The sequence below is a fragment of the Actinokineospora xionganensis genome (assembly GCF_014323725.1).
Classification (GTDB): Bacteria; Actinomycetota; Actinomycetes; order Mycobacteriales; family Pseudonocardiaceae; genus Actinokineospora; species Actinokineospora xionganensis.
The window spans coordinates 223,809-240,729 of the sequence record NZ_JABVED010000004.1; the positions used below are offsets into that span (position 1 = coordinate 223,809).

4 protein-coding genes are annotated in these 16,921 nt (G+C 72.9%); all 4 read right to left on the bottom strand.

The genetic code is table 11. The features are described from left to right. Nucleotides 1-57: 57 nt before the first annotated feature. The 4 genes from GPZ80_RS09760 to GPZ80_RS09775 are packed head-to-tail and all read right to left on the bottom strand — an operon-like array spanning nucleotide 58 to nucleotide 16,852. A complete protein-coding gene (locus GPZ80_RS09760) occupies nucleotides 58-843 on the bottom strand; it encodes an ABC transporter permease (protein ID WP_187219970.1) in 786 nt (261 codons plus the stop codon). After that, complete coding sequence (locus GPZ80_RS09765; protein ID WP_187219971.1) at nucleotides 840-1,817, bottom strand: ATP-binding cassette domain-containing protein; 978 nt, start codon at nucleotides 1,815-1,817, stop codon at nucleotides 840-842. The genes GPZ80_RS09760 and GPZ80_RS09765 overlap by 4 nt, the downstream gene beginning before the upstream one ends. 3 nt (nucleotides 1,818-1,820) lie before the next feature. Continuing rightward, complete coding sequence (locus tag GPZ80_RS09770) at nucleotides 1,821-8,915, bottom strand: non-ribosomal peptide synthetase (protein ID WP_187219972.1); 7,095 nt, start codon at nucleotides 8,913-8,915, stop codon at nucleotides 1,821-1,823. Next, nucleotides 8,912-16,852 (bottom strand): non-ribosomal peptide synthetase, encoded by a 7,941-nt coding sequence (locus GPZ80_RS09775; protein WP_187219973.1) that lies wholly within the window; start codon nucleotides 16,850-16,852, stop codon nucleotides 8,912-8,914. Before GPZ80_RS09775 ends, GPZ80_RS09770 begins: the two co-directional genes overlap by 4 nt. Between the last annotated feature and the right edge of the window lie 69 nt (nucleotides 16,853-16,921).

Below are 16,921 nucleotides of genomic sequence, written 5' to 3' on the forward strand. Positions count from 1 at the left end.
CGGCCACGGCGCGGGTCCGGTGGCTCCGCTCGCGGATGCGTCGAGTCGACGGTTCGCTCAGGCCGGAACCACCGAGCGGTACCGGCGGACGGCCGCGGGCACGACCAGCGCGAGGATCACGGCCAGCCACAGCAGCGCCATGGGAACCGGGTTGCGGGCGGCGAAGCTGTCCCCCGCCGCCGCGGGGTTGCCCCACAGCTGCCTGCAGGCGCCCGCCACGGCGCTGAGCGGGTTCCACTCGGCGATCGCCCGCAGCCAGCCGGGCAGGCCGCCGAGCGGGATGTAGGCGCTGGAGGTGAACATCAGCGGCATCAGCAGGACCGACGGGAGCGACGAGGCCGCCTCCGGACTGCGCACCCGCATGCCCAGCAGCGCGCCGACCCAGGCCATCGTGAAGCCGAACAGCAGCAGCAGCCCGAAACCGGCGATCGCCTCGAGCACGCCGCCGTGCAGCCGCCAGCCGATCGCGTACCCGACCGCGGTCATGGCCACGCAGGTGACCGCGCGCAGGGCGGTGTCGCCCACGGTGCGCCCGACGAGCACCGCCGACGGCGACATCGGCAGCGAGCGGAACCGGTCGGTCAGGCCGTTGTTCAGGTCCTCGATGGTGCCGATCGCGGTGTTGGGCACCGCGGTGATCATCACCTGGGTGAAGATCCCCGCCATGATGAACTCCTGGTAGCCCCCGTTGGGGATGGAGATCGCGCTGCCGAACAGCACGCCGAAGAGCACCACGAACACCATCGGGAGCACCGTCGCGCTGATCAGCTTGTCCGGCATGCGCTTGAGGTGCAGCAGGTGGCGCCAGATCAGCGCGCGCCAGTCGGTGAGAACCTCGTTCATGCCGTGCTCCTTTCGAGCGCGCGCTCCTGCTCCGCGTCCCGCTGGGGGCCGGTGAGGGAGATGAAGACGTCGTCAAGGGTGGGCCTGCGCACGGCGAGGTCGACCACGTCGACCCTGGCGTCGTTGAGCGCGGACAGTGCGGTGGAGATGCCGAGGACGCCGCCGACCAGGGTCAGCGACACGGTGCGGCCGTCGTCGGACACGGTGGGCACGGAGGTGGTCGCGCGGGCCAGCGCGCTCGCCATGACGGCGCCGTCGGCGGCGTCGGCCACGGTGACGTCGAGCCGCTCCTGCCCGACCTTGCGCTTGAGCTCCTCCGGGGTGCCCTCGGCGATGACCAGGCCTTTGTCGATCACGGCGATGCGGTCGGCGAGCTGGTCGGCCTCCTCCAGGTACTGCGTGGTCAGCAGCACGGTCAGGCCGCGGTCGACCTCGGCCCGGATCATCGTCCACAGGTCCCGCCTGCTGACCGGGTCGAGTCCGGTGGTGGGCTCGTCGAGGAACAGCACAGTGGGGTCGGCGAGCAGGCTGGCGGCGAGGTCGAGCCGCCTGCGCATGCCGCCGGAGTAGGTGCGGCTGAGCCGGTCGGCGGCCTCGACGAGGTCGAACCGCTCCAGCAGCTCGGTCGCCCTGGCCTTCGCGCCGCGCTTGCCCAGCCGGTGCAGAACCCCGATGAGGTGCAGGTTCTCCCGGCCGGTGAGCCGCTCGTCCACCGCCGCGTACTGGCCGGTGAGACCGATCTTGCGGCGCACCTCGCGGGCCTGGCCGACGACGTCGTATCCGCAGACGGTCGCCCGTCCGCTGTCCGGCGACAGCAGCGTGGCCAGCATCCGGACGGTGGTGGTCTTGCCCGCGCCGTTGGGGCCGAGCACGCCCATGATCGTTCCGGTCGGGACGGCCAGGCTCACCCCGGCCACCGCCTCCGTGTCCCCGTACCGCTTGCGGAGTTCCTCCGCCTGGATCGCGAATTCCATGTCTCACCTCTCGGATAGGTCGGCAGTGCTGCGCTGGTCTGCCAGGAACTCGGCGATCCGGGCCAGCGGTCCCGGCTGGGTCATCTCGTCGTGTGAGCAGTCGATGGGGTGCACCTCGATTCGTCCGTCCACAGCGGACGCCCAGCCGGACACCTCGGGGGCGTCCGGGCCGCGTCCGGCGGTCGCCTGGAAGTAGCGGACGTCCCCGGCGTAGACCTGCGGGACGAAGGCGTCGGCGAGGCGGGCGTTGTTGGCGGCCACGCGCTCGACCCTGGCGAGCCGGTCCGCGTCGAGGGCGCCGAACACGCTGCCGGACTCGGCCAGCGCGGCCGCCACCCGCTCGTGGGTCAACTCGTCGGTCGACTCACAGCCCGCGGGGTCCACTCCCCCGGCGGCCAACAGGCTCCGCAGGAAGTCCTCACGGCTGCTTTCCCCGCGCCGCAGGCCGGTGTAGGCGTCCATCATGGTCAGTTCGACCTCGGCGCCCGCCCGCCGCAGCCGGGTGGCGACGGCGTGCGCGACCAGCCCGCCGAAGGACCACCCCAGCAGGCGGTAAGGCCCCTGCGGCGCCACCGCGAGGATCTGCGCGAGGTAGTCCTCGGCCATCGCCTCGATCGACTCGGGCAACTCGGCCGCACCGGTCAGTCCGCGGGCCTGCAGCGCGTACACCGGCTGGTCCGCGGGTAGGACCCGCAGCAGTCCGGAGTAGACCCAGCCGATGCCGAGGCCTGGGTGCACGCAGAACAGGGCCGGCCGAGATCCGTTGGCGCGCAGGGTGATCAGCGACTCGAACGCCGCCTCGGCCGACCGTGCGACACTCGCCGCACCGGTGTCGACCACCGCGGCCAGCTCGGCGGGCGTGGGCGCGTGGAACACCGCAGCGACCCCGAGGCGGACCCCGAGCCGGTCGCGGATCGACGCGACGACGCGGGTGGTGAGCAGCGAATGCCCGCCGAGGTCGAAGAAGTTGTCGTCGACGCCGACCCCCGCCACGCCCAGCACCTCGCCGAACAGCTCGCACACCGCGCGCTCCGTCGGGGTGCGCGGCGCGCGACCCTTGGCCCGTTCGGCGAAGTCCGGGTCGGGCAGCGCGGAGCGGTCGAGCTTTCCGTTGCCGGTCAGCGGAAGCGCGTCGAGGGCGACGAAGGCCGCGGGCACCATGGAGTCGGGCAGCAGGCGCGAGAGCCGGGCGCGCAACACCTCCGGCGTCGCCAAGCCGACAACGTAGGCGATCAACCGGTCCGCGCGGACGAGCACCGCGGCCCCGGCGACGCCGTCCACGCCGCGCAGCACGGATTCGATCTCGCCGAGCTCGATGCGGTGTCCGCGCAGCTTCACCTGGTCGTCGGCCCGGCCCAGGTACACGAGGTCACCGCTGGGCAGCGCCCGCGCCAGGTCACCGGTGCGGTACATCACCGAGCCCGCCGGACCGTGCGGGTCGGCGGTGAACCGCAGCGAAGTCAGCCCCGGCTGGTTGAGGTAACCCCGAGCCAGCGACGCACCCGCGATGTAAAGCTCGCCGGGGACACCGGGCGGCACCGGCCGCAGCCGCGCGTCCAGCACGTAGGCGCGGGTTCCCGCGAACGGCTTGCCGATCGGCACCGAGCCCGCGGGCAGCGCGGCTCCGGCGGGGACGCGGTACTGCGTGCAGTTCACCGTCGCCTCCGTCGGACCGTAGACGTTGACCACGTCGGCGTCGGGATGCGCCGTGCGCCACGGTTCGACCGCCTCGGCGAGCAGGGCCTCGCCGCCGAGCAGCAGCTCACCGGTCGGGGAGTACCCCTCGGGCAGCGCGGTCAGCAGCGGCAGGTGGCTGGGCGTCGCCTTGAGGAACGTGCACGGCCGCGCGGTGAGCGCCTCGGCGGTGTCGTCGGACTCCTCCAGCGCCGCGACATGGACGCAGCCGCCCGCGACGAGCGGGGTGTAGAGCGCGGTCACGGTGAGGTCGAACGACACCGGCGAGTGCAGCAGCGCGGCGCCCGCCGCGCTCGGGTAGGCCGCGGCGGTCCAGCCGAGGTAGTCGGCGACCGACCGGTGCTCGACCACGACCCCCTTGGGCCTGCCGGTGGATCCCGAGGTGTAGATGACGTACGCGGGATGTCCCGGCCGCAGCGGCGCGGTCCGGTCGGCGTCGGTGGGCGTGGTGACCGGATGGGCGGCGAGGTCGGCGTTCTCCAGCAGCAGCACGGGAACGTCGGCGTGCGGCAGCCTGCCGGACACCGCGCCGGTGCTGATCAGCAGGGCGGGAGCGGAGTCGTCGAGCACGTGCCGGATGCGCTCGGCGGGATGGTCCGGGTCGAGCGGCACGTACGCGGCGCCGGACTTGAGCACCGCGAGCATCGCCACGACCAGGTCGACCGATCGCGGCAGCGCCAGCGCGACGAGCGCGCCCGGCCCGGCGCCGCGCGCGATGAGCAGGTGGGCCAACGCGTTCGCGCGTTCGTCGAGTTCTCGGTAGGACAGGGCGTTCCCGGCGCCGGTCACCGCTGTCGCGTCGGGCGTGCGGGCGACCTGGGCCTCGATCAGTTCGGCGACCGGCACGATCGGCACGTCGTGCGCCGCGCTGTTCCACTCGACCAGCGCCCGGTGTCGCTCGGCCGCGTCGAGGACGTCCAACGCCCCGATCGGCGTGTCCGGGTCGGCGGTGGCCGCGGCCAGCACGCGGGCGAACCGGTCGGCGATCCGCCGCGCCGTCGCCTCGTCGAACAGGTCCGCGCGGTAGGCCAGCATTCCCTCGAAGCCGTCCGGCGCACCGGATTCGGTGTGCCGCTCCACGATGCTCATCGACAGGTCGAACTTCACGCCGCCGCCGGAGGCGGGGTGCGCGGTGGCTTCGAGGCCGGGCAGCGGCAGGCTCGCCTCGGAGTTGTTCTGCAGGGTCAGCATCACCTGGAACAGGGGGTGCCGGGCCAGGGAGCGCCGCGGGTTGAGCACCTCCACCAGCCGCTCGAACGGCACGTCCTGGTGGGAGTACGCGGCGAGGTCGGTCTCGCCGACCCGCCGCAGCAGCTCCCGGAAGGTCGGGTCGCCGGAGGTGTCGGTGCGCAGCACCAGGGTGTTGACGAAGAACCCGACCACGTCGTCGAGCGCGTCGTCGGTCCGGCCCGCGATCGGCGTGCCGATGGGGATGTCCTCTCCCGCGCCGAGCCTGGTGAGCAGGGTCGCGAACGCGGCCTGCAACACCATGAACGGGCTCACCGCGGCCGCCCTGGCCAGTTCGGCGAGCCGCGCGTGGGTGCGCTCGTCCACCCGCACCGGCACCCGGCCGCCGCGGTAGTCGCTCGTCGCCGGACGGGGCCGGTCGACGGGCAGGCTCAGCTCGTCGGGGATCCCGGCCAGCTGCTTGGACCAGTAGCCGAGCTGGCGGGCGATCACGCTGTCCGGGTCGTCCTCGCTGCCCAGGAGTTCGTGGTGCCACAGCGCGTAGTCGGCGTACTGCACCGCCAACGGTGTCCACTGTGGAGCTTCACCGGCGGTTCGCGCGGTGTAGGCCAGGGACAGGTCGCGTGCCAGCGGCGCCATCGACCAGCCGTCGGCGGCGATGTGGTGCAGCAGCAGGACCAGCACGTGCTCGCGCTCGCCGGTGGCGAACAGGTGCGCGCGCAGCGGCGGCTGGGCGGTCAGGTCGAACCCGGACGCGGCCGCCGACTCGATCGCGGCGTCGACCGCGTCCGGCGCGACGTCGGCGATCGACAGCTCGACCTCGTGCGCGTCGAGCACGACCTGGTGCGGCACGCCGCCGTCGCCCTCCGGGAAGACCGTGCGCAGCGACTCGTGCCTGCCGACGACGTCCGAGAGGGCGCGCCGCATCGCGGCGCGGTCCAGGTCACCGGTGAGCCTGATCGCCACCGGCAGCGCGTACGCGCCCGCCTGTCCACCCATCCGGTTGAGGAACCACAGCCTGCGCTGCGCGAAGGACAACGGCACGACGTCGGGCCGCGGCCGGGCCACGAGGGCGTTCCTGGCCGTGGAGCCGTCCAGCCTGCGGGCGAGCGCGGCGACCGTGGGCGCCTCGAACAGCGTGCGGATCGGCAGTTCCACTCCCAGCGCCGACCGGACCCGGCTGACCAGCCTGGTCGCCAGCAGCGAGTGTCCGCCGAGGTCGAAGAAGCTCTGCTCGACACCGACCCCGTCGACGCCCAGCACCTGCGCGAACAGGTCGCGGAGCACCTGCTCCTCGCGGGTCGCGGGCTCCCGCCCGGGGACGGCGACCAGGTCGGGTGCGGGCAGGGCCTTCTGGTCGACTTTCCCGTTGGGGGTCACCGGGAACTCGTCGAGCACGACGAGCGCGGTAGGGACCATGTACTCCGGCAGCACCTCGGCCGCGTGCTCGCGCAAAGCGTCGGTGTCGAAGTCGGTGGAGGTAGCGGCGGCGGTGTCCTCAGTGGAAGCGGGCACGACGTAGCCGACCAGCCGTCGGTCGCCCGGCCGGTCCTCGCGGACGAACACGCGGACCTGGGCCACCGCGGGGTCTTGCGCCAGCACGGCCTCGATCTCGCCGAGTTCGACCCGGAAGCCGCGGATCTTCACCTGCTCGTCGGCCCGGCCGACGAACTCCAGTTCGCCCGCCGCGGTCCAGCGGACCACGTCGCCGGTGCGGTACATCCGGGCGCCGCCCGCCTCGAACGGGTTGGCGACGAACCGGTTCGCGGTCAGCGCGGCCTGGTTGAGGTAGCCCCGGGCGAGTCCCAGGCCCGACACATACAGTTCGCCCGCCACGCCGGGAGGCGCGGGCCGCAACGCCGAATCGAGGACGTAGCAGCGCAGGTTCGTCACCGGCGTGCCGATGGGCGGGACACCGCCGGGGGTCAGCGGCCCGCTGATCGCGGACGCCACGGTGGTCTCGGTCGGGCCGTAGCCGTTGATCATCGTGCGGCCCGCGGACCAGCGCCGGACCAGTTCGGCCGAGCACGCCTCCCCCGCGGTGACCAGCAGGCCGTCGGGCAGGAGGTCGGCCTCGGCGGCCATGTTCGCCAGCGCGACCGGCGGCAGCGTGGCGTGGGTGATCCGCTGCTCGCGCAGCACCGCGGCCAGCGGCTCGCCCGGCATCATCTGCTCCCGGCTCGCCAGCACCAGGGCACCGCCGCAGAGCAGACCCATGACGTATTCCCAGAAGGCGGCGTCGAAGCTGGGCGAGGCGAACTGCAGCGTGCGGGTGCCCGGCCCGACACCCAGCCTGGTGGTGTGCGTGTGGACCAGGCTCGCGACGCCACCATGGGACACCACGACGCCCTTGGGGCGTCCGGTGGAGCCCGAGGTGTAGATGACGTAGGCGGGGTTGGCCGCAACGTGCGGCGTGACCCGGTCGGCGTCGGTCGGGCGGGTCGCGCGCTCCCCCACCGCGTCCGGACCGTCGACGGCCAGCCGGGGCAGGTCGGACGCGGAGGCGATGACCTCGTCGGCGGCGGCGTCGACCAGTGCCAGCGTGGGGCGGGCGTCGTCGAGCATGTAGGCGATCCGGTCGGCGGGGTAGTCGGGGTCCACCGGCAGGTACGCGGCGCCCGCCTTGCCGACGGCCAGCACGGACACCATCTGGTCGACCGAGCGGGCGCCCGCGACCGCCACGAGTTGTTCCGGCCCGATGCCGCGGGCGATCAGCAGGTGCGCCAACCGGTTCGCCCGCTCGTCGAGTTCGGCGTAGGTCAGGGTGGTGTCGCCGTGGATGAGGGCGGGCGCGTCCGGGGTGCGGTCGACCTGGGCCTCGAACAGCTGGGAGATGGTGGCGGCCGGAACGTCGGCGGCGGTGGCGTTCCAGTCGACGAGCACCCGTTCCCGCTCGGCGGCCGACATCGTGTCGATCCGGCCGACCGGCCGCTCCGGGTCCGCCGCGACCGCGGCGAGCGTGCCGACCAGTCTGTCCATGATGGACTCGACCTGCTCGGCGTCGAAGACGTCGGTGCGGTAGGACAGCCGCAGCTGCATCTCGCGTCCGGCGACACCGGCCGCGAAGCTCAGCGGGTAGTGCGTCCCGTCCTTCGTGGGCACACCGCGGATCAGCAGCCCGCCGATGGTGGCGGTGTCGTCGTCGTACTCGACGGGGTAGTTCTGGAACACGGTGACCGTGTCGAACAGCCGCTGGTAGCCCGCCATCGCCTGGACCTCGGCCAAGCCGACGTACTGGTGCGGCATCAGCTCGGACTGCTGGACCTGCAGCCGGTTCAGCAGGTCGACCACCGGCTCGGCCGGGCTCCAGCGCACCCGCACCGGCAGGGTGTTGATGAACAGCCCGACCATCGACTCGACACCGGTGACCTCCGGCGGCCTGCCGGAGACCGTGCTGCCGAACACCACGTCGCAGCGCCCGGTGAGGGTGCCGAGCACCAGGCCCCAGGCCCCCTGCACCAGCGTGTTGAGGGTCAGGCTCCGCGTCCGGGCGCAGCCGTGCACCGCCTCGGCGACGGCCTCGGGCACCACGCGGGTCACCGTGACCGGCCGTCCGGGCGCGGCGCCGGGGTCGGTCGGCAGCAGCAGGGTCGGCTCGTCGAGCCCGGCCATCGCCGCGCGCCAGGCCTCGTTCGCTGCCGCCCGGTCCTGTCGCGCGATCCAGGACAGGTAGTTCTTGTACGGCGTGACCGGCGGCAGGCCGCTGTCATCACCCTTGGCGGCGTAGAGCTCGAAGAGCTCGCGCACCACAATCGGCATGGACCAGCCGTCGAGCAGCAGGTGGTGCTTGCTCAGCGCCAGCCGGAACCGGCCCGGGGCGAGCCGGTACACGCTGAACCGCATGAGCGGCGGCGCGGCGAGGTCGAACCGCTCCGCCCGGTCCGCGGCGTGCCGCGCGGCCAGTTCCGCCGCCTGCGCGTCCGGGTCCAGTGTGGACAGGTCGACCTGGCGCCACGGCACGGTGAACTTGCGCGGGATGACCTGGACCGGTCGCTCGACGTCCTGGTGCTGGAACCCGGCGCGGAGATTGGAGTGGCGGTTCAGCAGGGCGGTGGCCGCCACGCGCAGGGCGCGGACGTCGAGCGGGCCCTCGATGTCGAGCAGGAGCTGGGAGAGGTAGAGGTCTTCGCCGGAGGAATCCAGCAGGGTCTGGAAGAGCAGTCCCTCCTGCATCGGGGACAGCGGCAGGACGTCTTCGAGCCTGGACTGTTTCACTGCGCCATCTCCCACTCGTCGCTGAACTCGTCCGCGTCGTCGCCGCCGTCGTCAGGGGTGTCCAGGCGCGACTCGAACCGGTCGAGCTGGTCCTGGGTGATGGCGACCAGCCCGGTGTCGGACGGGGTAAGCCCGCCGACGTCGTCGCGCTCGGCGTGCGCGACCAGGCCGCGCAGCGCCTCGGCGAAGTCGTCCATCAGCTCGCGGACGTCCGGCTCGGTGAGCAGGGTCCGCGGCCAGGACCAGATGACCACCAGGCGCGGCCCGTCCGCGTGGTCCTCGGTGATCGCGTTGACCGACAGGCTGTGCGTGAGCGGGGTCGCCGGATCCGGCCTGGGGCCCTCCAGATCCACGCCGCCGACCGTTCCCGCGTCGGTCACCGCCGCCCACGGCGTCGGCTTCGCCGCGGTGGCGACGCTGTGCCTGCCGAGGTAGTTGAAGCTGAGCTGCGGGTCGAGCAGGTCCGCCAGCTCCGCCCTGGTGTCGTGGTTGAGGAAACGCAGCAGGCCGTAGCCGATTCCGCTGTCCGGCAGCCCGCGCAGTTGCTCCTTCACCCGCTTGAGCGCGGCGCCGACGGCGGGCCCGCCCTGGGCCAGCTCGGTCCAGTCGACCTCGCCGGGATCGAGCCGCGCGGGATAGCGGGTGGTGAACCAGCCGACCGTGCGGGACAGGTCAACCGGGGCGTCCACACTGGACTCCTCGCGGCCGTGGCCCTCCAGGTCCACGAGCACGACGGAGGTCTCGTCCTCGTCGCGGCTCGCCCGCCACCGCGCCACCGCCAGCGCGAGGCCGGTGAGCAGCACGTCGTTGACACCCGAGCGGTACACGCCGGGAACCACGGTGAGCAGCGGCGCGGTCAGCTCCGGGGGCAGGGTCTGGGTGACGAACCCGACCGAGCCCATCGTGTCCTGGGTGGGGTCGAACGGCCGGTCGCCCAACAGCGGGTCGAATTCGTCCTGGATCTCGGTCCACATCGGCAGTTCCGCGATCCGCCGCGCGTCGTGCGCCTGCGCGGTGAGGTGCTCCGACCAGCGCCGGAACGACGTGCCGACCTCCTGCAGCGCGGGCTCGCGGCCCGCGCTCACCGCCGCCCACGCCGCGGCGAGGTCCTCGGTGATGATCCGCCAGGACACGCCGTCGACCACGAGGTGGTGCGCGACGACGAGCACCCGGCCCGCCTCGCCCGGTCCGCCGTCGAACCAGACGACCTGCACCATCCGGCCCGCGCCGGGCTCGGTGCGGTCCCAGGCCTGGTCGCTGTGCGCGGCGATCGACTCGCGCAAGGCGGCCCCGGTGAGCCCGGCGACGTCGACCCGGCGCACGCACCGCGCGGCGGGAACCGTGCCCGGTTCGGGGATCTCCAGCTTCCACTCCGAGCCGGTGTCGTCGCGGTCGAGGCGCATCCGCAGCGCGTCGTGCCGGTCGAGCACCGCCTGCACGACCTTGACCAGGCCGTCGAGGTCGAGGTCGGCGGGGGCCTGCAGCACCGTCGACTGGTTGAACCGGCCGATCGGTCCGCCGCGCTCGCGGAAGCGGTGCAGCGCCGGGGTCAGCGCGACGGTCCCGGTGCCCTGGTCGGGGCCCGCGCTGACCACGCTGTCGAGGGTGCCCGCGACCGCGGCGAGCGCGGCGACGGTCTTGCCCTCGAACACGTTGCGCGGGGTGATCACCAGCCCGGCCCGGCGGGCCCGGCTCACCAACTGGATGGAGATGATGCTGTCGCCGCCGAGCTCGAAGAAGTTGTCGTCGATGCCGACGGTCGACACGCCGAGCACCTCGGCGAACAGTCCACACAGGACTTCCTCGGTGGCGTCGCGCGGACCCCGCCCGGTGGACACCGGGGTCAGGTCCGGCGCGGGCAGCGCCTTGCGGTCGAGCTTTCCGTTGGGGGTCAGGGGAAGCGCGTCGAGCACGACGAACGCCGACGGCACCATGTAGTCCGGCAGCGCGGCCTCGGCGTGGACGCGGACCTCGGCCTGGTCCAGACCGGCGCCGTTCGGGACCAGGTAGGCGACCAGTCGTCGGTCGCCCGGCCGGTCCTCACGCACGATCACCGACCCGGTGGCGACGCCCGGGTGGCCGACCACGACCGACTCGATCTCGCCGAGTTCGATCCGGAAGCCGCGGACCTTGACCTGGTCGTCGGCCCGGCCGATGAACACCAGGTCGCCGTTGTTGCGCCGCTTGGCCAGGTCGCCGCTGCGGTACATCCGCGACCCGGGCGGGCCGAACGGGTTGGCCACGAAGCGTTCCGCGGTGAGGGCGAACCGGTTCAGGTAGCCGCGGGCGGTCTGGCTGCCCGCGACGTACACGTCGCCGGTGACACCGGGCGGCACCGGGCGCAGGGCCGCGTCGAGGACGTAGACGTCGATGTTGTCGAACGGCCTGCCCACGGCGAGCGGCCCGGCGTCGACCTCGGAGCCCGGCTCGATCCGGTACTCCGCGCAGTTCACCGTCGTCTCGGTCTGGCCGTAGACGTTGAGGACCGTGCAGTCGGGCTTTCGGGTGCGCAGGTCGGTGAGCGCCTCGCCGAGCAGCATCTCGCCGCCCAGCAGCAGGTGCCCGCTCGGCGAGTACTCCCCCGGCAGCGCGGCGAGCAGCGCGAGGTGGCTCGGTGTCGCCTTGAGGAAGGTGCACTCGCGCTCGGCGAGCGCGGCGCGCACCTGCTCGTCGTCCTCCAGCGCGGAGAGCAGCACCGTCCCGCCCGCGACCAGCGGCGTGTAGAGGCCGGTGACCGTCAGGTCGAACGAGATCGGCGAGTGCAGCACGGTGAGCCCGCCGGTGCTCGGGTACTTCGCCGACGTCCACGCCAGGTAGGCCGACAGGGCGGCGTGGTCGATGACAACGCCCTTCGGCCTGCCGGTGGAGCCGGAGGTGTAGATCACGTAGGCCGGGTTCTCGGGCCGCAGCGGCGCGACCCGGTCCGCGTCGGTGATCTCATCCGAGCGTCGGGACGCGACGTGCGAGACCACCGCGGGGTCGTCCAGCCGCAGTCGGGTGACCTCTGTGGACAGTTCGGGGAGGTTGGCGTCGGCGGCGGTCAGCAGCAGCACGGGAGCGGTGTCGGCGAGCATGAACCGGATCCGCTCGGCCGGGTACTCCGGGTCGACGGGCAGGTAGGCCGCGCCGGTCTTCACCACGGCCAGCAGGGCGACCACCAGGTCCACCGAGCGCGGCAGGGCGATCGCGACGTAGCGCTCCGGCCCGACACCGCGCTCGATCAGGGTGCGGGCGAGCCGGTTGGCGCGGGCGTCGAGTTCGGCGTAGTCGACGCTTTCCGAACCGTGGATCAGCGCGGTCGCCGACGGGTGGGCGGCCACCGTGGCCCGCAGCCGCTCCGGCAGCGGGACGACCGGCACCTCCCGGCGCGCGCCGTTCCATTCGACGAGCACCCGCTCGCGTTCGTCGGCGTCGAGCAGTTCGACCTGGCTGACCCGCGCGCCGGGGTCGGCGACCATCGCCGCCAGCACGCGGACCATGCGCCTGCCGAGGGCGGCGACGGTCTCCTCGTCGAACAGGTCGTAGGTGAAGTCGATCGCGCCGTGGATGCCCGCGGGCGCGCCGTCGCGGCCCGTACGCTCCTCGAAACCGAAGGACAGGTCGAACTTCGACACCTCAAGGCCTGCGTCGCGCGGAGCGCAGCGCACGCCGGGCAGGTCGAACTCGGGTGCCGGGTTGTTCTCGACGGTCAGCATCACCTGGAACAGCGGGTGCCGCGACAGCGACCGGTCGGGGCTGAGCGCGTCGACCAGTCGCTCGAACGGCACGTCCTGGTTGGCGAACGCGGCCAGGTCGGTCTCGCGCACCCGGCCGAGCAGGTCGCGGAACGTCGGGTCGCCCGAGGTGTCCGTGCGCAGCACCAGAGTGTTGAGGAAGAAGCCGACGAGGTCGTCGAGTGCCTCGTCGGTGCGGCCCGCGATGGCGCTGCCGATCGGCACGTCGGTGCCCGCGCCGAGCCGGGTCAGCAGTGCGGCGAGGGCGGCCTGCAGCGTCATGAACAGGCTGACCCGGCTGCCGCGGACGAGCCCGAGCAGTCCTCGGTGCAGGTCGGCGTCCAGTTCGAACTCGACCGACCCGCCGCGGTGGCCCGCCACAGCGGGCCGGGCCCGGTCGGTCGGGAGGTCCAGCTGCTCCGGGATGCCCGCCAGGGCGTCCTTCCAGAAGGCGAGCTGGCGTGACTGCACGCTGTCGGGGTCGTGCTCGTCGCCCAGCATGTCCCGCTGCCACAGCGCGTAGTCCGCGTACCGCACCGCAAGCGGCTCCCAGCGCGGTTCCCCGCCCGCGCGCCTGGCCCCGTACGCGGTGGAGATGTCACGCAGGAGCGGCGCCATCGACCAGCCGTCGGCCGCGATGTGGTGGATCACCAGGACCAGGACGTGCCGGTCGGCGCCGACGGTGAACAGGTGCGCGCGGACCGGCAACTCGGTCGCCAGGTCGAAGCCACGGGCGGCGGCCCTGGCCACCGCGTTGTCCACTTCGAACTCGGCGACGTCGACGACGGACAGTGGGAGCCGGGCGTCGTCGACGATCTCCTGGCGTGGCGTGCCGTCGATGTCCGGGAACCGGGTGCGCAGCGGCTCGTGCCTGGCGATGACGTCGTCGAGCGCGCGGCGCAGCGCGTCGATGTCCAACTCGCCGTCGAGGTCCATGGTCAGCGGCATGTTGTAGGTCGCGGACTGGTTCTCGAACCGGTTGAGGAACCACAGCCGCCGCTGGCCGAACGACAGCGGGATCACGTCGGGACGCACCGCCGGGCGCACGGCGGGACGGGCGCCGTCCGCGCCGGCGAGCCTGCCCGCCAGCGCGGCCACGGTGGGCGCCTCGAACAGCGTGCGGATCGACAGTTCGACGCCGAGCGTCGAGCGCACCCGGCTGACCAGCCGGGTCGCCAGCAGCGAGTGCCCGCCGAGGTCGAAGAAACTGTCCTCCACGCCGACCGAGGCGACGCCGATGACCTCGGCGAACAGCCCGCACAGCAGTTCCTCGACCGGGGTCCGGGGCGCGCGGCCGCCCGCGGCGCAGGCGAACTCGGGCGCGGGCAGCGCCTTGCGGTCGAGCTTTCCGTTGGGGGTCAGCGGAAGCGCGTCGAGCACCACGAACGCGGAGGGGACCATGTAGTCCGGGAGCAGGCCCGCCGCGTGGGCGCGCAGGGTCGCGGTGTCCAGCGTGCCGCCCGCGGCGGGCACGACGTAGGCCACCAGCCGCCGGTCGCCCGGCTGGTCCTCACGCACCAACACCGCGACGTCGCCGGTGCTGTCGTGCGCGCCGAGGATCGACTCGATCTCGCCCAGTTCGATCCGGAACCCGCGGATCTTCACCTGCTCGTCGGCGCGGCCCACGAACTCCAGGTTCGCGTCCTGCGCCCAGCGCGCGACATCGCCCGTGCGGTACATGCGGGTGCCGGGCGCGCCGAACGGGTCGGCGACGAAGCGCTGCGACGTCAGGCCGGACTGGCCGTGGTAGCCGCGGGCCAGGCCGGAACCGGCGACGTACATCTCGCCCGCCACCCCGGGCGGGGCCGGGCGCAGCCCGCTGTCGAGCACGTAGACACGCAGGTCCGGGATCGCGCGCCCGATCATGCTGCCCGGGCTGACCGCCGCGGTGCGCGCGTCCAGGGCCAGGTAGCTGACATGCACCGTCGTCTCGGTGATGCCGTACATGTTGACCAGCACCGGGGCGTCGTCACCGTGGCGGGAGTACCAGTCCGACATCCGCCACAGGTCCAGCGCCTCGCCGCCGAAGACCACGTAGCGCAGCGCCAGCTCGCGGCCGATCGCCGGGTTCTCCCGGTCGGCCTGCATGAGCTGGTAGAACGCCGACGGGGTCTGGTTGAGGACGGTGACCCGCTCGCGGGCGAGCAGGCGCAGGAACTCCTCGGGGGACCGGGTCACCGAATGCGGGACCACGACAAGCTTGCCGCCGTGGAGCAGCGGGCCCCACAGCTCCCAGACCGAGAAGTCGAAGGCGTAGGAGTGGAACAGCGTCCACGCGTCGTCGGGTCCGAACCCGAACCAGTGGTCGGTCGACGACAGCAGGCGAAGCACGTTGCCGTGCGGGATCACCACCCCCTTGGGGCGACCCGTCGAACCCGAGGTGTAGATCACGTACGCGGGCCGCTCCGGGCGCAGTTCGACCGCGGGGGATTCGGCGGGCAGCAGCGCGAGCGCGGCCACGGTCTCGTCGTCGTCCAGGACGACCGCGTCGACGTCGACGTCCCGCCCGAGCGCGGCGACACCGTCGCGCGTTCCCACGATCAGCGCGGGCTCGGCGTCGGCGACCATGTAGGCGAGGCGCTCCGGCGGGTAGTCCGGGTCGAGCGGCACGTACGCGGCGCCGGACTTGAGCACCGCCAGCACCGCGACCACCAGCTCCGCCGAGCGCGGCACGGCCAGGGCGACGAAGCGCTCCGGCCCGGCGCCGCGCGCCACCAGCAGGTGCGCCAGCCGGTTCGCCCGCTGGTCCAGTTCCCGGTAGGACAGACGGGTTTCCTCGAACACCACGGCCGTGGCGTCCGGTGTCCGCGCGGCCTGCCGGTCGAACGCCTCGACGATCGAGGCGTGCGCGGGCGGCTGGGCGTCGGAGTCGTCGTTCCACAGCTCGACGACCTGGTGCACCTCGGGCGCGGTGAGCACGTCGACACGGCCGACCGTCTGGTCCAGGCCCGCGGACAGCGTCTCGAAGAGGTGGACGAGCCGGTCGGCGAGGCGGCGCACGGTGTCGGCGGCCAGCACCTCGGGCCGGTAGTCCAGGCGCAGGACGAGGCGGCCGTCCTCGATCCCGGCGATCAGGCCGAGCGGGTAGTGCGTCGCGTCGATCGCGCTGACCGACGCGACCTGGATGTCGCCCGCGGCCGGGCGCAGCGCGGCGGGGTCCATCGGGTAGTTCTCGTACACGGCGATGGTGTCGAACAGCGTGGCGTGGCCCGCGACCCGCTGCACCTCGGTGAGTCCGAGGTGCTGGTGCGCCATCAGCCGCGACTGCTCGTCCTGCACACCGCGCAGCACGTCCGCGAAGGACTCGGCGGCGGTCAGCCGGACCCGGACCGGCAGGGTGTTGATGAACAGGCCGACCATCGACTCGATGCCGGGGATCTCCGGGGGACGGCCGGACACGGTGGCGCCGAAGACGACGTCCTCGCGGCCGACGTGGCGGGCCAGCAGCAGCGCCCAGACACCCTGCACGACGGTGTTCATGGTCAGGCCGTTGCCGCGGGCCTGCTCGGCGATGCGCCGGGTGGCTTCGGAGTCGAGGGCGACGATGTGGTGCTCCGGCGCGATCCCGGTGTTCTCCACCGCGTCCGGGGCGATCAGCGTGGGCTCGGCCAGCCCGTCCAGCGCGGCGGCCCAGGCGGACTCGGCGCCGGCGCGGTCCTGGCAGGCGAGCCAGGCGAGGTACTGCTTGAACGGGGTCACCGGCGGCAGACCGGACTCGTCGCCGTCGCGGGTGTAGAGCTCGAAGAACTCGGCCACCAGGATCGGCATCGACCAGCCGTCCATCAGGATGTGGTGGTTGGTCAGCACGAGCCGGTGGCGGTCCTGGCCGAGCCGGAAGAGGGTGAACCGCAGCAGCGGCGGGCGGGAGAGGTCGAACCGGGTGGCCCGGTCCGCGGCGATCAGCCGGTCCAGCTCGGCCGCTTGGGCGGCACCGTCCAGTTCGGACAGATCGACCTCCGACCACGGCGGGTCGATCTCACGCGGGATGACCTGCACCGGCTGGTTCAGCTTCTCGTGCCGGAACGCCGCCCGCAGGTTCGGGTGCCTGCGCAGCAACGCACGGGCCGCCGCACGCAGCGCCGCGGTGTCCAGGGCGCCGTCGAGGTCGAACAGCAGCTGCACCGTGTAGACGTCGACACCCTGCTCGTCGAAGAGCGAGTGGAACAGCAGACCTTCCTGCAGCGGCGAGAGCGGCAGCACGTCCGCGATGCCAGGCTTGGTCATCTTTCACAGCCTCCAGTCAGCTTCGTGCGGTCGATCTCGTTCTTTGGCGCAAGGGAAGGAAAGCGGGGA